Here is an 18,643-nt window from a genome sequence, read left to right on the forward strand (position 1 = left end):
TGACGACCCAAAGTGCTTTGATCACCGTTTGCCAATTGATCACCCGTCTGAACATCGCGATGTTGCTCGCCGTCGAACCCGGCGTGTCCCGAACGAGAGGCTCTGGGCCGCCGCATCCGTCACGTGCGGATTCGTCCCCGCCGCCCCGATTCGCCGCCACCCCGTGATTCGCGTTCTTTCAGGCCGATTTCAGCTGCTGTGGCCCTCGCCCCGAGTGGTACGTCTCAGGTCTGACTTGCCGGTCGATCTGCTCCTGAAGAAGGATGGGATCACAGCGCATCCGATGATGCGATAGAAGGCCGATCGCGTGCGGTGCCGCTCGGCAGCAGCACGCGTACATCCCACAGGCTGAAAGGTGTTCGATGAGTGGCAGGCCGACAGGCCACCGGAATCCCTCGGGCCTCCGGACCGGCGGCCGTCGGTGCTCCGGGCTGCGTGTGACATCGGTCGCGCTCACGCTGCGCTGGGCGTCCTCGCGTTGGCACTTCGTGGAAGAAGAAGTGGCGGGGCTGCGGCCGGTGGTGAGGCCGGGCGCCGTCTGTCTCGACATCGGGGCCGAGTACGGCCTCTACACCTGGAGCCTCTCCGCGCTGGCCGGACCGGCGGGGAAGGTGCACTGCGTCGAACCGCTGCACGGCCCCGCGCAATGGCTGAGAGTCGCGGCAGCCACTCTGGGCTGTGACAACGTCACCGTGCACCGCATGGCCCTCGGCGAGCGGGCGCACGAAGGCACGATGAGCCTGCCCCGGCGCCGGTTGCTGCCCGTCCATGGGCGTGCCTATCTCACTGAGGGCGCCTCAGGGCCCGGCCCCAACACGGAGTTCGCCACCTCCCGTCCGGTGACCACACCCGTGCGGACGGTGGACGGGCTGTGTCACCACATGGGCCTGGACCGGGTCGACTTCATCAAGGCCGATGTCGAAGGGGCGGAGGCGGCCGTGCTGTCGGGCGCCCGACGCACACTGCTGCGCCACCGGCCCGCCCTCCTGCTGGAGATCGAGGACCGTCACCTGGAGAAGTACGCCATGACGCCGGACGAGCTCGTCGGCCGGCTCGACGCTCTCGGCTACGACATGTACCGCTGGTGGAACCGGGGTTGGACGCGCGTGACCGACGTGACAGAAGACTGCCGCAACTACCTCTTCTCGGCTCGCTCGACCCCATCCAGCTGAAGGATCAGACACATTCATGGGTTCCACCCTCGTCATCACCAATGACTTCCCGCCGCGCCAGGGCGGCATAGAGACGTTCGTCCACGCCATGACCACCCGAATACCCGACGACGACGTAGTGGTCTACACCTCGCGCGAGCCGGGCGACTCCGCGTACGACGCGGCTCTCCCGTTTCCCGTCGTACGCGACTCCAGCGGCATGCTGCTGCCGACCGGGCGGGTCACCCGCAGGGCCGTCGAGATCGCCTCGGCGCATGGGTGCGACCGGGTCTGGTTCGGGGCCGCCGCGCCGCTGGCCCTGATGGCGCCGGCCCTGCGCCGCAGCGGTATCCGGCGCATGGTCGCGACCACCCATGGCCATGAGATCTGGTGGGCCAGGACACCTGGTGCGCGGCGGATGATGCGCCGTATCGGCGAGGGTGTGGACGTCGTCACGTACCTCGGCCAGTACACACGCGCCCGGATCGAGCCCGCTCTCGGCCCACGTGCCCGGATGAGCCGCCTGGTGCCGGGGGTGAACGCGGACGTGTACCGGCCCGACGCCGATGCCGGACTCGACCTGCGGACCGAACTCGGCCTGCACGGCGAACGCGTGATCCTGTGCGTGGCCAGGCTGGTCCCGCGCAAGGGCCAGGACATGCTGATCCGGGCCCTGCCGCTGATCCGGCGGGAGGTGCCCGACGCGGTGCTGGTGGTGGTCGGTCGGGGGCCGGACGAGGCCCGGCTGCGCAAAATGGCGGGACGCCTGGACGGGAGTGCGGTCCGCTTCGTGGGCGGGAAGTCGCACACCGAGACGCCGGCCTATTACGCGGCGGCGGACGTCTTCGCGATGCCGTGCCGTACCCGGAAGGCCGGTCTGGAGGCGGAGGGGCTGGGGATCGTGTTCCTGGAGGCGGCGGCGACCGGTCTGCCGGTGGTCGTCGGCGACTCGGGCGGAGCCCCGGACACGGTGCTCGACGGCCGCACCGGTCAGGTCGTGGACGGCACCGACGTCGCGGCCGTCGCCGGCGCGCTGACCCGGATACTGCTCGATGGGGAGCTGGCGGCCGAGATGGGCGCCGCAGGCCGTGAGTGGGCCCGGGAGTCCTGGTCCTGGGACGCGTCGGCCCGCCATCTGACGCAGTTGCTGAATCCCGAGAGCGTCCCGGCGGTCGCGCCGCAGGAGTAGGTCCGGCGACGGCGGGAGAGCCATGAGAGCGAAGGTGACGCGGGCCCGGACCCCACACCGGCCACGAAGTCCGGGCCCCGCGTCGCCCCTTGGCCTGTTCCTCCCGCGCGGCGCGGGTCGTTCGAGGCAGCGGGCTTCCCGCGGTGGTGATCGTTCGGCGTGCAGGGGAGCCACCCTTGTCGCGGCGCACGCCGAGTCCGCGGCCGAACTCAGCGGGAACGTGCTGGGGCCACCGCTGTCGGGCGAGGGCGGCGACGCGGTTCTGCTCGACACCCTCGACGCGTGCTTCGCCGCGAACGGTTCGACCGCAGAGGTGGCGCGGCGGCTCCACTGCCACCGCAACACCGTGCTGTACCGGATCGCACGCATCGCGGAGCTGACAGGCCGCTCCCCGACGCGGCCGGTCGACGCCGCCGAGCTCTCTGTCGCCCTGCGGGCACGGCGGGTCGCGGGCGAGAGGCGGTAGTGCTGTGACCGGAAAGGTTCACCGGCTCGCCGCACCCGGCAGGGGCATCGGCGTCCGCTCCTTGACTGCGACGACCGCGGGCGCGGTGCCGAACGGAACACGGGGTCTGCGACTCACCCGCTCCGTCGGCACCCAGATGTCAGGAACGAGGCGCGCGGGACTGATCGTCGCGGGCCGCGTTCCGCTCCTTGATGCGCGCCGATTCCTTCCGGACCTCGGCCTGGGTGGCGCGTTCCTGCTGCAGCCAGTCGGGGCTTTCCTTCTTCAGCGCTTCGATCTGCTCCGTGGTGAGGGCGTCCGTGACTCCGCCACGGGCGAGCCCCGAGATGGAGACGCCGAGCTTCGCCGCGACCACCGGCCGGGGGTGCGGGCCGTTGCGTCGCAGCTCCTGCAGCCACTCGGGCGGATCGGACTGCAGCGCGTTCAGCTCGGTGCGTGAGATGACACCCTCCTGGAACTCGGCGGGGGTGGCCTCTAGGTACACATCCAGCTTCTTCGCCGCGGTCGCGGGCTTCATTGTCTGGGTGGTCTTGTGCGACGTCATGATGTCAAGGGTATCGAGCATGTGCGCCACCGCTGACCAGGGCCGGTAACCTGGCGGAGTGACAAGCTCGGAAGAAACCCCGTCGTTCCGGCTCGCGTACGTACCGGGAGTGACCCCCACCAAGTGGGTGCGGATCTGGAACGAGCGGCTGCCCGACGTTCCGCTGACCCTCGTCGGGGTGTCGGCCGCCGAGGCGTCCGACGTGTTGCGGGACCGGGGCGCCGACGCCGGACTGGTGCGGCTGCCCATCGACCGGACGGGCCTCAGCGCGATCCCGCTCTACACCGAGACGACGGTCGTCGTGATCCCGAAGGACCATGTCATCGCGGCGGTCGACGAGGTCTGTGCCGGGGATCTCGCCGATGACATCGTGCTGCATCCGCTCGACGACACCCTCGAATGGGAGCACCGGCCGGGGCGCCCCGCGATCGAGCGCCCCGCCACGACGGCGGACGCCGTCGCGCTGGTGGCGGCAGGGGTGGGCGTCCTCGTCGTCCCGCAGTCGCTCGCCCGCCTGCACCACCGCAAGGACCTCACCTACCGGCCGGTCTCGGACGCCCCCGAGTCGCATGTGGCGCTGTCGTGGCCGGAGGACGAGACCACCGACCTGGTGGAGGACTTCATCGGGATCGTTCGCGGGCGGACCGTGAACAGTTCGCGGGGGCGTCCCAAGGCCCCGGTGCAGCCGGAGAGCAAGCGCTCCGGGTCGGGCGGCGCGCGACGCAAGCCCGCGGCCGCAAAGGAGGCCGGGAAGAGCACGCGGAGCGGTTCCGGCGGTCGCACCGCGCGGAGCGGCTCCGGCGGCCCCAAGGGCGGCAAGCGCGGAAAGCCGCGCCGCCGCTCGTAACCGGGCCCCGCATCACCCAGCGGCACCCGCCGCACCGCGGTCGTCACCGCTCGATCCGGGCGGCCCGGCCCCGGGGCTCAGCCCCTGCGTCGCACCTTCGGCGCCGGAACGAGACGGACGGCACCGTTGAGCAGGTGATCGATCAGGTCGCGCGAGGGCTTGTCCGTGAGATCGGTGAGCAGCCGGGCCAGGATGTTGAGCAGAAACGGCGACCCCATGACGTAGCGGTTGAGGACCGGCTGGAATCCCGAACGGCTGAAGACGAGGTCGGCGGCGGTGTTCCCGAGACGGTAGTAGCGCCCCCAGCGGCGGTTCATCTCGACCGGGTAGCGGTGCAGCACCTGTTCCCGCCTCGGCCCCCGGGGCAGAGCGAGGGCGAGCGTGGCGGTCTCGGCCGCGACCTCGCCGGCCTCCATGGCCTGGGCGATCCCCTCGCCGTTCCAGGGGCTGATCATGCCTCCGGAGTCGCCGACGAGGAGGAGCCCGCGAGTGTAGAGGGGATGGCGGTTGAAGCCCAGCGGAAGAGCCGCGCTGCGGACGGGACCCTCCGCGTTCTCCTCGCGCAGCCCCCACGCGTGCGGGGTGCGGGCCAGCCATTCGTCCAACGTGGCCCGCAGGTCGGCCTTTCCGTGCCGCCGGTGAGGCAGCGCCCCCAGACCGACGTTGACGCGGCCGTCGCCCATGGGGAAGATCCAGCCGTATCCGGGCAGGAAGTGATCGCTGCCCGGGAAGCGGAGGTCGGCCCACAGCTCCAGATACTCCTCCCGCGAACGCTCCGGGCTGCGGTAGTAACGGCGGGCGGCCGTCGCGATCTGCCTGCTCGTGTCCCGCTGCAGGCCCATCGCGAGTGCGAGGCGGGCGGAGGCGCCGTCGGCGGCGATGACGATCGGCGCGTGGAACGTCAACGGCTCCTTCGTCCCGGTCGTGGCGGTGACACCCGTGATGCGGCCGGCACGGTCGGTCACGGGCTCGGTCACCTTCACGCCGCTGCGCAGCCGGGCTCCGGCGGCGACGGCGTGCCGGGCCAGGATGTCGTCGAAGTCGTGCCGGCTCCGCGAGAGCCCGAAATCCGGGTAGCGCCCGAGCGCGGGCCAGTCGATGTGCACCTGATGGTCCCCGGCCACCCATCGCATACCGCGTGAACGCGTCCACCCGGGAGCCTTGATGTCGACGCCCATTCTGATGAGCTGGTGCACCGCGCGTGGTGTCAAGCCGTCCCCGCACACCTTCTCCCGGGGGAAGTGGGACTTCTCCAGCAGCAGGACGTCGACGCCCGCCCTGGCGAGGTGGAAGGCCGCGGCCGAGCCCGCGGGACCCGCTCCCACCACGATCACCTGGGCCTCCTCGTCCGGGCCGTGGACGGTCCGATCGTCCGACGGGGACCGGTCTGGCGTCGTTTCCCGCATGGGGAACCCCTTCCTGTTCCTGGGACAGCCGGTGCCGTACCGAGGACGGCAGCCCTGTGCATCATCATCGATCAAGGAGCGCCGGTACGGAACCCGCTCCGGATGTCCGGCAACGCCTGACATGGCGTCAACCATCGTGCGGACAAACGACTCCCGGGGGTGGACGCGCCGGGCGCACGCCCCGGTCCGACGTCGGCTCACCCGGACGAACGGGCCGACGGCGGACGGCCGCGTCGCGACCCGGCCGGGCCGCGCGCCGGTCACGCGCCGGCCGGCCACGGACTTCCGGATGTCCGGCCCGTGGGAAGCGTGGCGCGCCGGACTTAAGATACGACAAGGCTGAAAACGCGACAATTTACCCATGTTGACTAGTCGCTCGGGTGAAGAGACACTCTGATGGAGCGTCGTCCGGTGAGTCGAACGAGTCCTCAGGGTCTCGATGTGCCAGGGGAGACGCCGACGCTCTCTCCTCGGCCGACACCAATCCGGGGGAGCTGAGGGGAGTGCCTGGACGTCCACGACGCCGCGGTCGCCGAGGCGCGGATACTCGCGGGTCCCGCGAAACTGGCTCCTGGCCGGTGACGGAGAGACGCGAGAAGTCCGTCGCGCCCCACCGGCAACGCCAGAAAGCGCCGACCGGAGCCGGCACGAGGGTTTCCTTCGAACCGGATGATGTTCTCCGCACCCGCCACCCTGCGGTTTCCCGTAACGGCCCGGGGCGCCGGTCACCGGCCATCTCACCGCGCGCCGTGCCCGCACCGTGTGCCGTGTTGTGTTTTCGCGTCCGTGTCCCCGTCCGCACCGCGCGCCCGTGCGCCCGGTGAGGCGGTTGCCCCCCGGCGGTCGGGAGGCGAAGCGCGGCCCGGTGTGCGCGGTTGCGCGGGGGCGTGCTCAGTACGGCAGCGGCCGGCCGGACGGAGTACGCAGATCGAGGGGCGGAGGCCGCGAAGGCACCTGGGGACGTCGGACGATCTTGATGCGGCCCACTGCACCACCTCCTGACGGATAACCGTCATATGCCCGGCGGGTGGCCCCTTCAAGCGGACCTCTCCGGTCAACCGGCCGATTGCGCACCGGAGTTATGAAGCGGGGCGGCGGTGAGAGCGGACACGACGGCACGGACCATCCGGCGCTCCACCACCGCAGGCATGACACCGGACCCGGGGCAGGGCCCACGACCGGACGGCGACATGGGGACGGGCGAGATCGACCGAAGGCGCGGGAAGGCGCCATCTTCCCACCGCACCGGGACAGCGCGCACACGCGCTCGCTATCCTCCCGGCTATGGGTCCTTCGCCGGATGTCCGTACCGCAGAGGCGTGGAGAGCCTTCGGGACCCGGTTGCGTCAGTGGCGCAGGCGCGCCGGGCTCACCCAGGCCCAGGTGGGCGCCCGCGTCGGGTACGACCACACCGCCATCAGCAAACTGGAGCACGGCACCCGCAAGACCCCCCTGCCGCTCGCCCGCAGGCTGGACGACCTGCTGACGGCCGGAGGCGACCTCGTCGACGCCTGCGAGGCGGCGGAGACCCAAGGACCGGTCGGTACGGGCGAATCGGGCGAGGGCGCACCTCCCGCACCGGCCACCGCACCTCCCGCGCCGGCCACCGCTCGGACCGGACCGCTGCCCGGCGAGCCCCCGGGCGGCAACCTGCTCTCGACGCTGCCACCGGACACCGTCCTGCCCACGAGCCTGCCCACCTACGGTCTGGTGTGCCCGGTGCACGGCCGCGACGGCTGCGCCGTTCCCGCACGCGCCGATGTCATCGCGCTGCACTCGGCCTTCTGCGCCCTGGGCCCGGCCACCGTCTCGTGCCCGCCGCTGGACATCGATACCGTGCACGCCCTGACGGCGCTGCTCGCCGTCTGCCTGCGGGCCGACGAGGAGAGTGCCTGGCCCGGAGCGACCGCCGTGGTCGAGCGAACCCTGCACGCGATGCTCCGCTGGATGGCCCTGCCCGCCGCGCCGTACCAACTCCAACTCGCCCCGCTGGCGGCCGAGTACGCGCAGTCGGCCGGCTGCCTGAGGCTGCTCTGGGGCCGTAACGCCACAGCGATGGCCTGGCTCGACCGGTCGCTGGTCTGGGCGGGCATGGCCGGTCATGTCGGCACGGAGGTGGCCGCGCTCAGCGACATGAGCACACTGGCGCGGCTGGAGGGCGACGGACCCTCCGCCCTCTCCTACGGCGGCGCGATCCGGCAGGCGGCCGCCGGCCGGTACTGGGCGGGCGCCATGAGCGATCTCTACCAGGCGCGCGGGCACGCGGTACGGGGCGACGCACGGCAGACCCTGGGGCACATCGACCGTGCCTGGTCACAGATGGACCGGGTCGGTGAGCGGGACGAGACGGAGGCACCCTGGCTGTCCGTCGCCTCCGTGCGCCTGCGGGTGGAATCAGGCGCCGCCGGGGCGCTGCGGGACCTCGCCGCGGCGACCGGGGACCGCCGACTGGCGTTGCGCGCGGTCACGGCGGCCCGTACCGCGCTGGGTCTGCTCCCGCCGGGGATGCACTCGGCACGGATGCTGTTCCTGGTGCGGATGGCCGACGCCCACGCCTGCGCCCGGGACCCGCAGGCGGCAATCGACATCGCAGGACCCGTACTGGACACCACCGAGGTGACCGCGTCGACCCTCCTCGGCCAGGAACTGCGGGGTCTGCACGCCAGGTTGGCTGCCGGGCACGGCGGCCGGCCGGAGACCGACGAGTTCACCCGGCGGCTCGCGGCCGTCGTCCGTTGACACACCGGAGGCGGGACGTGTGCGTACACGCCCCGCCCGGTGCCTTCCTGATGCCTGATCAGACGGCGTTCAGCGTCACGTCGTCCACGACGAAGCTGGTCTGCAGATAGGCGTCCTCACTGCTGGTGAACGTGAGGGTGACCGTCTGGCCGGCCAGGTCGCCGACGTCGAAGGTCTTCTGGACGTAGGAGCCCGTGGCGTCCGCGTTGGAGTACGTCGCGAGCGTCTTGGTGCCCAGCTTGACGGTGAACTTGTCGTACGCGGTCGGGTCGCCCGCCGACTCGTCGGTGTCGGTGCGCAGGTAGAACGACAGCTTGTACGACGAGCAGCCCGTCGGAATGGTCAGCGACTGCGAGACGGTGTCGGAGTGCGTGGATCCCCAGCCGCCGAGCCAGGCCGTGTACGCGCCGCTGTGCGCGGGCTTCTCCGACGTCCGGTTGTTGATCACACCGTCCGTCTGGGTCCAGGGCGCGACGCCCTCCTCGAAGCCGCCGTTGGCGACGACCTGTCGGGGCCGGCAGGTGCCGCCGCCACCGACGACGAGCGAGTACGTGGTGGTGTGGGTGGCCGTGCCCGTTCCGGTCACTGTGAGGGTGTACGTACCCGGCGCGGTCCCGTTCCCGGCGGAGACGGTCATGGCCGACGACGCACCCGACTGCACGGAAGCCGGGGAGAACGAGACCGTGACACCGCTCGGCGCCCCCGAGGCGGACAGGTTCACGGTCTGCGCGGAGCCGCTGGTCGTCGCCGTCGACACGCTCGCGGTGACCGAGCCGCCTGGCTGGACGTCGCCGGACACCGGCTTCACCGCGACGGAGAAGTCATCGGCCGGGGCGGTGGTACCGACGGAGGTCTTCCACACCGTGTAGGCGACACCGTCGGCGCTGCGGTCGAGCGCGGTCGCGTTGATGTTGGCCGTGGTGTCGCAGGACTGGTGGTAGCAGGAGTCGTAGGACCTGCCCGCAGTGCCGCCCCACTTGGCGGCCTGCGCCGACGACTTGGTGTCGCCGGCCCCGGTGGCGTACCCCGAGGTGGGGATGCCGCCCTGCTGGAAGGAGTAGTCGTCGGAGCGGCCCTGGCCCTCGACGTTCTCCTCCGGCGCGAGGTTCAGCGAGTCCCAGTACTCCTTCATCGGAGCCGAGGCAGCCGAGTTGACGTTGTTGATGAAGTATCCGCCGTTGGGCGAGGCGACCATGTCGAAGTTGTAGTAGGCCTTGATGGTGCCGCGCTGGGCGGCGGTGAGCTGGCCGACGTAGTACTGGGAACCCTGGAGGCCCTGCTCCTCGCCGTTCCACCAGGCGAAGCGGACGTGCTTGGTCATCGTGGGGTTCCGCTGGGCCAGGGCGAGCGCGTTCTCCAGCAGGGTGGCGGAGCCCGAACCGTTGTCGTTGATGCCGGGGCCGGCCGCGACACCGTCCAGATGAGCGCCGAACATGACGGTCTGGTCGGACGGGCCGCCCGGCCAGTCGGCGATCAGGTTGTTGCCGCGGTAGGTGCAACTGGTGCAGGTCTGCTCGCTGACCGTGTAACCGGCGGCCTGCAGCTTGGCCTTCGCATAGGCGACCGAGGCCGTGTAACCAGCGCTGCCCGCCCGGCGGTTGCCGCCGTTCTGGGTGGCGATGGTGTTCAGCTGGGCCAGATGGGCCTGCACGTCGGCGACGCTGATGTCGGGTGCGCCGCCGCCCGGGTTGCCGCCGCCGTTGTCCACCGTCAGGGTGTACTGCGCGGTGTGGCTCTGCGTGCCGTCACCCTTCACCGTGAAGGTGTACGCGCCGGGCACGGCGTTCGACGACGCGGACACGGTCATCGTCGAGGACGCTCCGGACTGCACCGACGACGGGCTGAACGACGCGGTGACACCGCTGGGCAGACCGCTCGCCGTCAGGTTCACCGTCTGCGCGTTCCCGGAGCTGACCGCGGTCCGGACCGCGGCCGTCACCGAACTGCCCGGCTTCACCGAACCGGACGCCGGGTCCAGGGACATCGTGAAGTCGTTGTTGCCGCTGGACGTACACGTCGGGTCGCCGCTCTGGGCGGTGACGCTGATGGCGTCCCACGCGGCCTTGGTCCGGTCGAAGAGCACACAACTGGAGTCGAGGTTCTTGGCCGCGGTGAGCGTGGCCGTGCGGTAGCGCTTGTAGGTCATCCCGCTCGTCTTCAGCAGCATCCCGCCGTAGAAGACCTTGCCGGCGCTCTGGACGCCGACGCCGGTGACCGAGGAGCTGTTGCACGTCGGGCTGGACGGCTTGCCGCCGCCCGGGTTCGAACCCTCGGCCAGCAGATAGAACCAGTGGTTCAGCGGACCGGCCGCCGCATGCTCCTCGGTGTTGGGTATCGAGGAGCTGTAGCAGTTCGGGTCGCCGATCTGTCCCGGGTTGTACATGATCCGGATCGGCCCGTTGCCGACCAGGTTGATCTTCTCACCGACGGTGTAGTCGGGGTCGTCGTACGGGGCGGGCTCATTGGTGTACGCCTCGGTGAGGGCGCCCATGATGTCGCCGGTGGCCTCGCCCAGCCCGGACTCGTTGTTCGCGCCGCCCGGCGTGTACTGGTCGATGCCGTGGCCGAACTCGTGGCCCACCACGTCCATCGCGCCGATCCACTGGTTGGCGTTGTTGTGGCCGATGGAGACCGTGGAGCCGTCCCAGTAGGCGTTGACGTCGTTCAGCCCGACCTTGACGGGCCAGCTGCGGCCGTTGCCGTCGTGTCCGTTGCGGCCCAGCCAGTCCTTGAGCATGTTCCACTCGTGCTGCGCCGCCCACATGACGTCGACGCAGCCGGTCTCCTTGCTGGAGGCGTTGCCGGTGCCCCAGGAGTCGCTCGACTTGCTGAACACACTGCCGGTGCTGTAGTCGGCGCAGCTCAGACCGGGCCGGTTCGGGTCACGCAGTGAGTAGCTGCTGCCCGAGGCGGTGGTGTCGATGGCCAACGGGGAGGGACCGTTCCACTGGCTGTTGCCGGTACCCGCCTTGACGTCGTCGTAGCTGTCGAGCACCTTGCCGGTGCCCGCGTCGACGAAGACGTGCAGATGACTGGGCGCCTTGGCGGTGCGCCCGGTGAGCACCGTCTCCCAGGCCAGCCGGGACGTCCTGCCCATGGCGCGGACCACCAGACGGTGCGAATCGACTCGCTTGACCGAGGTGAGCTTCTTGCGTGAGGTGGTTTCGGCCGCCTTGACGGAAACGGTCGGTGTGGTCGGCACGTTGATCCGCCGGGACACGGCCGACTGGGTGCCGCGCACCCGCCCCTGGGAGTCCGCCACCACCACGGCGTCCCCGCCGACGACCGGCAGGCCGCGGTAGGTGCGCTGATACGCGACGGAGTACATGCCCTTGACCCAAGGGGTCACCATCTGCCGCTCGTAGCGCTCCTCGGGCCCCTTGGCCAGGGTGTCCAGACCGCTGGCCGCTGCCCGGTCGGCCGCCGACACCGCGGCCGAGAGAGCGGTCGGGGCGGGTGGAGACGGTTCGGCGGAAGCCGACTGGCCGCTGGTGACAACGAGCATTCCGGCGAGGACGGCCAGGGTCGTCCCGGCCGTCATCGGTCTGCGTTTCATCGAGGCTCCTTGAGTCGGGGGGCCTCGATCACGGGCGTCGGCATACGGCGACACACCTGCTTCGGCCGTTGAAGACAGGTCCCGTCGCCCGCGTCGCCGTCGTCCGTGATCGAGCGACCGAACACTCACATGCCGCCATGGCCGCGTCAACGAACTGCGAGTCGTGCCAACGGACTTGGCAAGTTTGGTCAAGCGGCGGTGGTGGGATCGCACAACGGCTTCGGAGGGCGGAGCGCTTATTCCAGACCGGAGATCGTGAACACCGTACGCGCGGTCCGGCGGTCGATACGGTCGGCCAGTTGCCGCAGAGCCGTCACCCCGCACCGCAATGTCCCGCGCTTCACGCAGCCTCGCGCGTCCTCGTCCAGCTGGTGCCACAGTGCCGGATTGGCCAACAACACCTGGAAGTCGAGCTCGACTCGGCGGCCGTCCGCGTCACGGAGCACCAGGCGCTGGGAGACGCCGTCCGACCAGTGCACCGACACCAGCCGGTCGGTGCGCACGATGTGTTCGCGCACCAGACCCCGGCGGGAGAACCACCCCGCACCCGCACGGATCCGCGGCGGCATCAGCACCACGAACAGCAGGGCGGCCAAGCTCGTCCACAACAGTGCGCGCGGCCAGGTGAAGCGACCGGCCGTCACATCGACGGCCAGGAGCAGGCCGAGGAGCGTCACGGTGCAGCGGACCGCGAATCGCAGGTCCCCGGCCCAGCCGTGGTCGTGCGCGATCGTGTCGCCGGGAGGCCGCGTTCGACCGGTGTGACGGCCGGGCACGGCCCGGATGTTACGTCGTTCCATGACAGCGACGTTATGGAAGCCGGCCGGTCCGTCGGCATCTGTTGATGAACCGCTGACGCCCCGGCCGCCGGTCCTGACGGCTGCTTGACGGTCGGTGCCGCGCCTCAGTCCTGTTCGTTGTCCCCGTGGTCCCTGCTGTTCCCGTTGCCCCAGCCGTTCCCGTTGTTCCCGTTGTTCCCGTTGTTCCAGCCGTTCCCGTAGTTACCGCTGTTTCCCTTGGTTCCGTCGTTCTCGCTGTTTCCGCTGTTTCCGCTGTCCGGCGTGGGCCGGCCGGGGGCAGGTGCTTCGGGTCCGGTGGTCGTGGTGGCACCGGTGTCCGGTGTGCCGGCCGAGCTGGAATCCGGCGAGAACAGGCTCATCCCCAGATAGACGGCCGCGAGGAAGGCCACCGTGCCCGCGATGGCGCTGGCCACCCTGGGGCGACGCCTGATCGCCTCTCGGGCGCCGGTACGTCGCCTGACCGGCGCGGAGCGTTCCGCCGCACGCCGCCTGTGCCCGCCGGCCTGCGGCAGACGGTACGTCGCCGCACCCTCGCCCTGCGACGCGGAAGCGGGCGTCGACGTGGGGCTGAACGCGGGAGCGGATGAAGGGGCACGGGGAACGCTGGTTGCCGCAGGGGCGGGTGGGGGCATCGGAGCGTACGACGGCAGGGGCTCCGGCTGCCCCCGCCACGCGTCGCTCTGGAACCAGTCGGCGACCTGCTGGGCAGTGGGCCGGTCCTCGGGCTGCTTCGCGAGCAGTCCCAGCAGATAGGAGTCGAAGGCGGGGGAGAGGCCGACGCCCCGCTGCCTCAGCGGCACGGGTGCCGTGTCGACATGTTGATAGAGCGTGGCGGTCGCCGTGTCCGATCGGAACGGTGGCTCGCCCAGCAGCAGTTGGTAGATCACGCAGCCCAGGGAGTACATGTCGGATGCCGCACCGGCCGTATGGCCCAGGGCGCGTTCCGGGGCGAGATAGAGACTGGTGCCGACGATCTGCCCCGCGGTGGTCAGGGCGGCGGAGGGGTCGTCGACGAACTGGGCGATGCCGAAGTCGCCTATCTTGACGGAGCCTTCGGTATCCAGCATCAGGTTCCCGGGCTTGATGTCACGGTGCACGACGCCCTGCCGGTGGGCGGCGGCGAGCCCCGCGGCGGCCTGGCCCGCGATCCTGGCGACCTGCTCGGCGCCGAGCCGCTCCTCGGCCGTCAGCAGATCGCCCAGGCTTCTGCCCTCGACGAGCTCCATCACGAGGAAGAAGCGGTCCTCCCAGGCCCCGAAGTCGAAGACGGCCACCAGGTGAGGGTGGCTCAGGCGGGCCGCGGTCTGCGCCTCCAGACGGAACCGGGCCGTGGAAGACTCGTCCGCCTGGTCGCCCAGCAGCAGCTTCACGGCCACCGCCCGGCCGAGCACTTCGTCGGTGGCGCGCCACACCTCGCCCATGCCGCCTCGACCGATGGAGGACATCAAGCGGTACCGACCAGCTACCAGCACCTGTACACCAATCTCGAATTGTGGGCCGCTTCGACTGCCACGGCGGCGACCCGATCGGGATCGGGACGGGTGGGGGGCGCGCGGCATGATCAGGATATCGGGCCCCCGGAGCTCGACGGCACGCCGACCACCTGCTCCGTCGTCCGCCGGGCCCGGTCGGGAGGAGGCGGCGCCGCGCGTTCCTTACCAGGTGGGTGCGGGAATGTACCGGGAAGTCAGGACATCCGGGGCGCCGGGCCGCTGATCACCCGGGGTTGCCGGCGGCCGTGCGGCCCATCGATTCGACCAGCGGCAGCAACCGGTGCGGCACCCGCTCGCGCAGCGCCACATCGGTGCGCGTCCTGACCACGCCGGGCAATTGGATCAACCGCTGGATCACGTCCTCCAGATGCCCGTTGTCACGGGCCACCACCCGGGCCAGCAGATCGCCGCCACCCGTGGTCGAGAACGCCTCGACGATCTCGGGAACGGCGGCGAGCGCCTCACCGACCTCGTCCAAATGCCCCTGGGTGACTTCCAGATGAACGAAGGCCAGCACCGGGTGGCCCAGGGCGGCGGGGGACAGGACCGGACCCGTGCCGGTGATCACACCGTCTCTCTCCAGCCGGTCGATACGGGCCTGGAGGGTGCCCCGGGCGACGGAGAGAAGGCGTGCGTACTCACGGACGCTGGTACGCGGCTGCTCGATGAGCAAGCGCAGGATGCGGGTGTCGAGGGCGTCCACCGCCATGGTCCGTTGGTCTCTTCCTGGTAGGCCGATCCGGGCTGCGACTGTACCAATGGCCGGGTCGGCGGCCCTTTTCGGACCGGTCCCGCGCGGCCTGGCCCGCGTCTCGTACCCGTAGTCCCGCAGAGCTACGAAGTCGGTTCCCTCTCCTGCGGGACGCGGACTACGAGGACGCGTTCCTAGCTTCTGTACCCGAAGCGCTCCAGTCGTCCGGTAGGGGAGGAACGACCCGCCATGCCGTTCCGCCCGAGCACCGGCCTGCTCGCCGTGCCGGCGAAACCGACGGTGGGACGGCGGGTTCCGCGGGGACTTCGCCTAGGTCCTGTCCTGTCGATCTCCGTGGATCAGCCCGGGGCGTCTGGTGCGGTGCATCGCAAGGCGGAGGATCGTCCTCGTACTGGACGTACTTGGGCGACTCCGACAACGCGGCGAGGTGCCGTGCCAGGCGTTCCGGGCCCGCGACGATCGGCAGGACAGGGCCTAGATCTTCGCGGCCGGCGACGGCGGCCGGAGCACCCGGCCGGAGCCCGGCCCCGCACCGCTGAAGAACATCGCCCGGATCGTGGCCGCACCGGTCATGTTCCGCTGAGCCCCCAGGAGAGCGCATGCGCGACTTCGTCCGACGGATCGAATCCGCCACCCCCGCCGACCGCGACCGCGCAGTCGACGCCCTGCGCGCCATCGCCATCCTCGGGGTGGTTCTCGGCCACTGGCTGGTGACCGCACTGGTCGTCGACAGCGGCACCGTGCACGGAGCCGGCCCGCTCCAGTACATGGCCCGATTCACCCCGATCTCCTGGTTGTTGCAGACCCTCGCCGTCTTCTTCCTGGTTGGCGGACAGGTCGGCGCGAAGACTTACGCCTCCGCCCGCACCCGTGGCGAGAGCTACGGCCGGTGGCTCCGTACGCGGATGACGCGGCTGCTGCGGCCGGTGGTCGTCGTGCTGGTCGTATGGGCCGTGACGGCGAGCGCGATGCTCGCCTCCGGGACGGACCAGGGCACCGTGCACGCGCTGTGCAAGCTCGTGTGGTCCCCGCTCTGGTTCCTGGTGGTCTTCGCGGCACTGACGGCGGCGACCCCGCTGGTGGCCCGGCTGCATCCGCTGTGGCCGTTCGCCGTCGTGCTCATCACCGACCTCCACCGGTTCGGTCTGGACGCGCCCGGCGGGTTCGCCGCGGTCAATGTGGCGGCCGGCTGGCTGGTTCCGTACTGCCTGGGCGCGGCCTGGGCCCGCGGCGACCTGCGGAGCCGCAGAACCGGCTGGACTCTGCTGCTGGGCGGAGCCGCCGCCACCACCGGACTCGTCCTGTGGGCCGGATATCCCGCGGCCATGGTCGGGGTGCCGGGCCTGGAGATCTCCAACCTCGACCCGCCGACCCTCGCCGTCGTCGCCTTCGGCCTCGCCCAGTGCGGAGCGGCGCTGCTGCTGCTCGGCCCGTTGCGCCGGGTGCTGCGGCGACCGGCCGTCTGGGCGGCGGTGGCGACAGTGAACCTCTCCGCGATGACGATCTACCTGTGGCACCAGACCGCGATGATCGCGGTCACCGCCACCGGGCTGCTGGCGGGCGCGCCCCTGCCGGGCCTGCACACCGTTCCCGATGCCCCCGGCTGGGTACTCGCCCGGCTGGCCTGGCTCCCCGTGTTCGCCCTGGCGCTGCTGATCTGCTGGGCGGCGTTCCGCGGTTACGAACAGGGGCGGCCGCGAAAGAACGGCATGGTTGTCGGCGAGGGGCGTCCCGAGAGGTCCGCAGCGGCAGGTCGTACATGAGACGGACCCCGGGCGGAGGGGCGGACACGGCAGAACCGCCCCACGACGGCTCCGCGCGCACTGCCCGGCACCGTGCGAGCGCGCCGCGGACTCCGTGGGCCCCGGCCACCCCGTTCCGTGCGGGGTGCTGCCGCCCGGCGGGTCACCCGGGGACGTGCCGGGGCGGGGTGCGGGCCCGTTCGGCCCGATCACCATCCGTTGGCCCAACGGTGGCGTCTGCCATCTGTCATCGACTGGGCCAATGGCTCATTGGTTTGCCTCTCGGTTGAGCCAGGAGTCGCGAAGATGTTGTGATGGACCCGTCGATGGCGCTGCGGATCCCCGCGGCGCCTTTTTCATGCCGGTGCACAGGGCCGGTGTGCAGAAGCGGGAGCATGCCGTGCTGAAGAGGATGTTCGTTTCCCCGGACCCGGGCCGATCGCGGCTGCGCAGCGCCGTCCGGGCCGTCCTCGGCATCGGCTCGGCCGTCACCGTGTGCGGCCTGGCCGGCCACTCGCTCGTCGCGGCCGTCACCGGCGGTCTCGCCGCGCTGCTGGCCCTGTTCACGGTGCTCGACACCACGGTGCGCGACCAGGCGATCACCACCGCACTGCTGCCCGCCGTCGGTTTCCCCGTGCTCGCCCTCGCCGCGGTGCTGCACGACTGTCCGCCGGCCCGGGACGCTGCCTTCCTCGCGGTCATGGGCCTGGGTGTGTACGCCCGGCGATGGGGGCCGCGCGGTCACTCACTGGGCGTCTTCGCGTTCATGGCCTTCTTCACCACGCAGTTCCTCCACACACTGCCCGGACAACTGCCCGAGCTGTACTCCGCGGTCGCCCTCTCCCTGCTCACCTCGTCGACCGTCCGCTTCGGGCTCTGGTGCTATGAGCGACGGCTGCCCGTCGCCGCCCAGCCCGTCCCGGTGACCGGTGAGGGGCTGGCCCGCGCGACCACACGCCAGGCGATCCAGGCGACCGTCGGCGGAGCCGTGGCGCTGGCCGCGGGACTGCTCCTCTCCGAGCAGCGCTGGTACTGGGCCGTGGGTGCCACCTGGTGGGTCTTCGTGAACACCGCCTCGCGCGGCGAGACGCTGGTGCGCGGCTACCGCAGGATCCTGGGAACACTGATCGCCATCCCCGTCGGACTCGCCGTCGTCGTTCCGCTGCAGGGTTCGGCCGTGCCCAGCGCGGTCCTCGTGGCGCTGGGTGTTTTCGGGATCTTCTACACCGCGGCGGTCTCCTACACCTGGATGGTGTTCTCGGTGACGGTCATGGCCGGGGCGCTCTACGGACTCCTCGGCGTACTGGACCCCGCCCTGCTCGTGCTGCGGCTCACCGAGACCGTAGCGGGAGCACTCGCCGCGATGCTCGCGGTGCTCCTGGTGCTGCCGGTCACCACACACGCCACGACCGACGCGTGGATCCAGCGGGCGCTGCGCTGCGTGCACACCTGCACGGCGGAAGCCGCGGCGCGACTCGCGGGGTCGGCGACCGCCGACCCCGCGCCGCGGATCGCCGAGCTGGAGGCGCTGCTGGGGCGGGTGCGACTGTCCCTGGCTCCGCTGGTGCATTCGCTGAGCCCGCTGCGCGCCCGCAAGGCCCGTGCCCGGCAGGTGCTCGGTCTGCTGGACACGTGCGCGCGGGAGGTGCGCGGACTGGCCGGTGTCGCGGCGGACCCGGAAGCCTCCCACGACGCCCGCCTCGCGGCCGCCTGCTGGCGGGTGGAGGCTGCCGTGGAGGCGCTGACAGCCCCGGATCTGCCGCGTAGGGCCCCCGTGCCGGGTATCCCGCCGCACCCGGCCGTCGCGGAGCCCGCCCTCACCCATCTGCACGGTCTGGAGCGGGCACTCGCCGAACTCGCCACACCACTGCGCAGTGACCCACGGGCCCCGTCGATCGGTGTGTGAAGCGGCCTCCGCCGGCCGACCGGCGGCCGAGCGACGGGTGACCGAGCCCTGGTCCGGACCTAAGAGGGTGGCTGCTACCGTCGCCCCGGAAG

13 protein-coding genes are annotated in these 18,643 nt (G+C 71.1%); 7 read left to right on the forward strand and 6 right to left on the reverse strand.

What is annotated here, in order from left to right:
* Positions 1 to 437: 437 nt before the first annotated feature.
* The 3 genes from ACZ68L_RS27150 to ACZ68L_RS27160 all read left to right on the forward strand — a co-directional run bounded on the left by ACZ68L_RS27150 (position 438) and on the right by ACZ68L_RS27160 (position 2,806).
* Entirely contained in the window at positions 438 to 1,172 is a 735-nt protein-coding gene (locus ACZ68L_RS27150; RefSeq protein ID WP_469581438.1) for an FkbM family methyltransferase, read from the forward strand.
* Positions 1,173 to 1,188: 16 nt separating this feature from the next.
* A complete protein-coding gene (locus tag ACZ68L_RS27155) occupies positions 1,189 to 2,340 on the forward strand; it encodes a glycosyltransferase family 4 protein (RefSeq protein ID WP_469581440.1) in 1,152 nt (383 codons plus the stop codon).
* A gap of 220 nt (positions 2,341 to 2,560) precedes the next feature.
* Positions 2,561 to 2,806 carry a PucR family transcriptional regulator gene (locus ACZ68L_RS27160; protein WP_469581442.1) on the forward strand — a complete coding sequence of 82 codons (246 nt, stop codon included), beginning with the start codon at positions 2,561 to 2,563 and terminating at the stop codon, positions 2,804 to 2,806.
* 139 nt (positions 2,807 to 2,945) lie between these two features.
* Here ACZ68L_RS27160 and ACZ68L_RS27165 read toward each other — a convergent pair whose 3' ends face one another.
* A complete protein-coding gene (locus ACZ68L_RS27165) occupies positions 2,946 to 3,350 on the reverse strand; it encodes a DUF5997 family protein (protein WP_469581445.1) in 405 nt (134 codons plus the stop codon).
* Positions 3,351 to 3,408: 58 nt separating this feature from the next.
* Between ACZ68L_RS27165 and ACZ68L_RS27170 the strand changes: the two genes are divergently transcribed.
* Positions 3,409 to 4,197, forward strand: coding sequence for a LysR substrate-binding domain-containing protein (locus ACZ68L_RS27170; protein WP_469581448.1), 789 nt, complete (start codon positions 3,409 to 3,411; stop codon positions 4,195 to 4,197).
* A gap of 77 nt (positions 4,198 to 4,274) precedes the next feature.
* Here the strand turns inward: ACZ68L_RS27170 and ACZ68L_RS27175 are convergent, their stop codons facing one another.
* Complete coding sequence (locus ACZ68L_RS27175; protein ID WP_469581450.1) at positions 4,275 to 5,603, reverse strand: geranylgeranyl reductase family protein; 1,329 nt, start codon at positions 5,601 to 5,603, stop codon at positions 4,275 to 4,277.
* A gap of 1,284 nt (positions 5,604 to 6,887) precedes the next feature.
* On the opposite strand from ACZ68L_RS27175, the gene ACZ68L_RS27180 reads away from it, so the two are divergent.
* Positions 6,888 to 8,342 carry a helix-turn-helix domain-containing protein gene (locus ACZ68L_RS27180; RefSeq protein WP_469581452.1) on the forward strand — a complete coding sequence of 485 codons (1,455 nt, stop codon included), beginning with the start codon at positions 6,888 to 6,890 and terminating at the stop codon, positions 8,340 to 8,342.
* 58 nt (positions 8,343 to 8,400) lie between these two features.
* Here ACZ68L_RS27180 and ACZ68L_RS27185 read toward each other — a convergent pair whose 3' ends face one another.
* The 4 genes from ACZ68L_RS27185 to ACZ68L_RS27200 form a co-directional block, all read right to left on the reverse strand.
* Positions 8,401 to 11,883, reverse strand: coding sequence for a M28 family peptidase (locus ACZ68L_RS27185; RefSeq protein WP_469581548.1), 3,483 nt, complete (start codon positions 11,881 to 11,883; stop codon positions 8,401 to 8,403).
* Positions 11,884 to 12,134: 251 nt separating this feature from the next.
* Complete coding sequence (locus ACZ68L_RS27190; protein WP_469581455.1) at positions 12,135 to 12,698, reverse strand: hypothetical protein; 564 nt, start codon at positions 12,696 to 12,698, stop codon at positions 12,135 to 12,137.
* A 104-nt stretch (positions 12,699 to 12,802) separates the two neighbouring features.
* On the reverse strand, positions 12,803 to 14,119 hold the full coding sequence (locus ACZ68L_RS27195; protein ID WP_469581551.1) for a serine/threonine-protein kinase: 1,317 nt from the start codon (positions 14,117 to 14,119) through the stop codon (positions 12,803 to 12,805).
* Between the two features lie 295 nt (positions 14,120 to 14,414).
* Positions 14,415 to 14,900 carry an Lrp/AsnC family transcriptional regulator gene (locus tag ACZ68L_RS27200; protein WP_469581458.1) on the reverse strand — a complete coding sequence of 162 codons (486 nt, stop codon included), beginning with the start codon at positions 14,898 to 14,900 and terminating at the stop codon, positions 14,415 to 14,417.
* A 602-nt stretch (positions 14,901 to 15,502) separates the two neighbouring features.
* Here ACZ68L_RS27200 and ACZ68L_RS27205 point away from each other — a divergent pair.
* Both ACZ68L_RS27205 and ACZ68L_RS27210 read left to right on the forward strand, forming a co-directional pair.
* Positions 15,503 to 16,666, forward strand: coding sequence for an acyltransferase family protein (locus tag ACZ68L_RS27205; protein WP_469581460.1), 1,164 nt, complete (start codon positions 15,503 to 15,505; stop codon positions 16,664 to 16,666).
* Between the two features lie 379 nt (positions 16,667 to 17,045).
* The gene (locus ACZ68L_RS27210; RefSeq protein ID WP_469581554.1) at positions 17,046 to 18,551 is read left to right on the forward strand and encodes an FUSC family protein; all 1,506 of its coding nucleotides are present in this window, start codon (positions 17,046 to 17,048) and stop codon (positions 18,549 to 18,551) included.
* The last annotated feature ends 92 nt before the right edge of the window (positions 18,552 to 18,643 follow it).

This window comes from Streptomyces sp. NPDC104309, assembly GCF_055584025.1.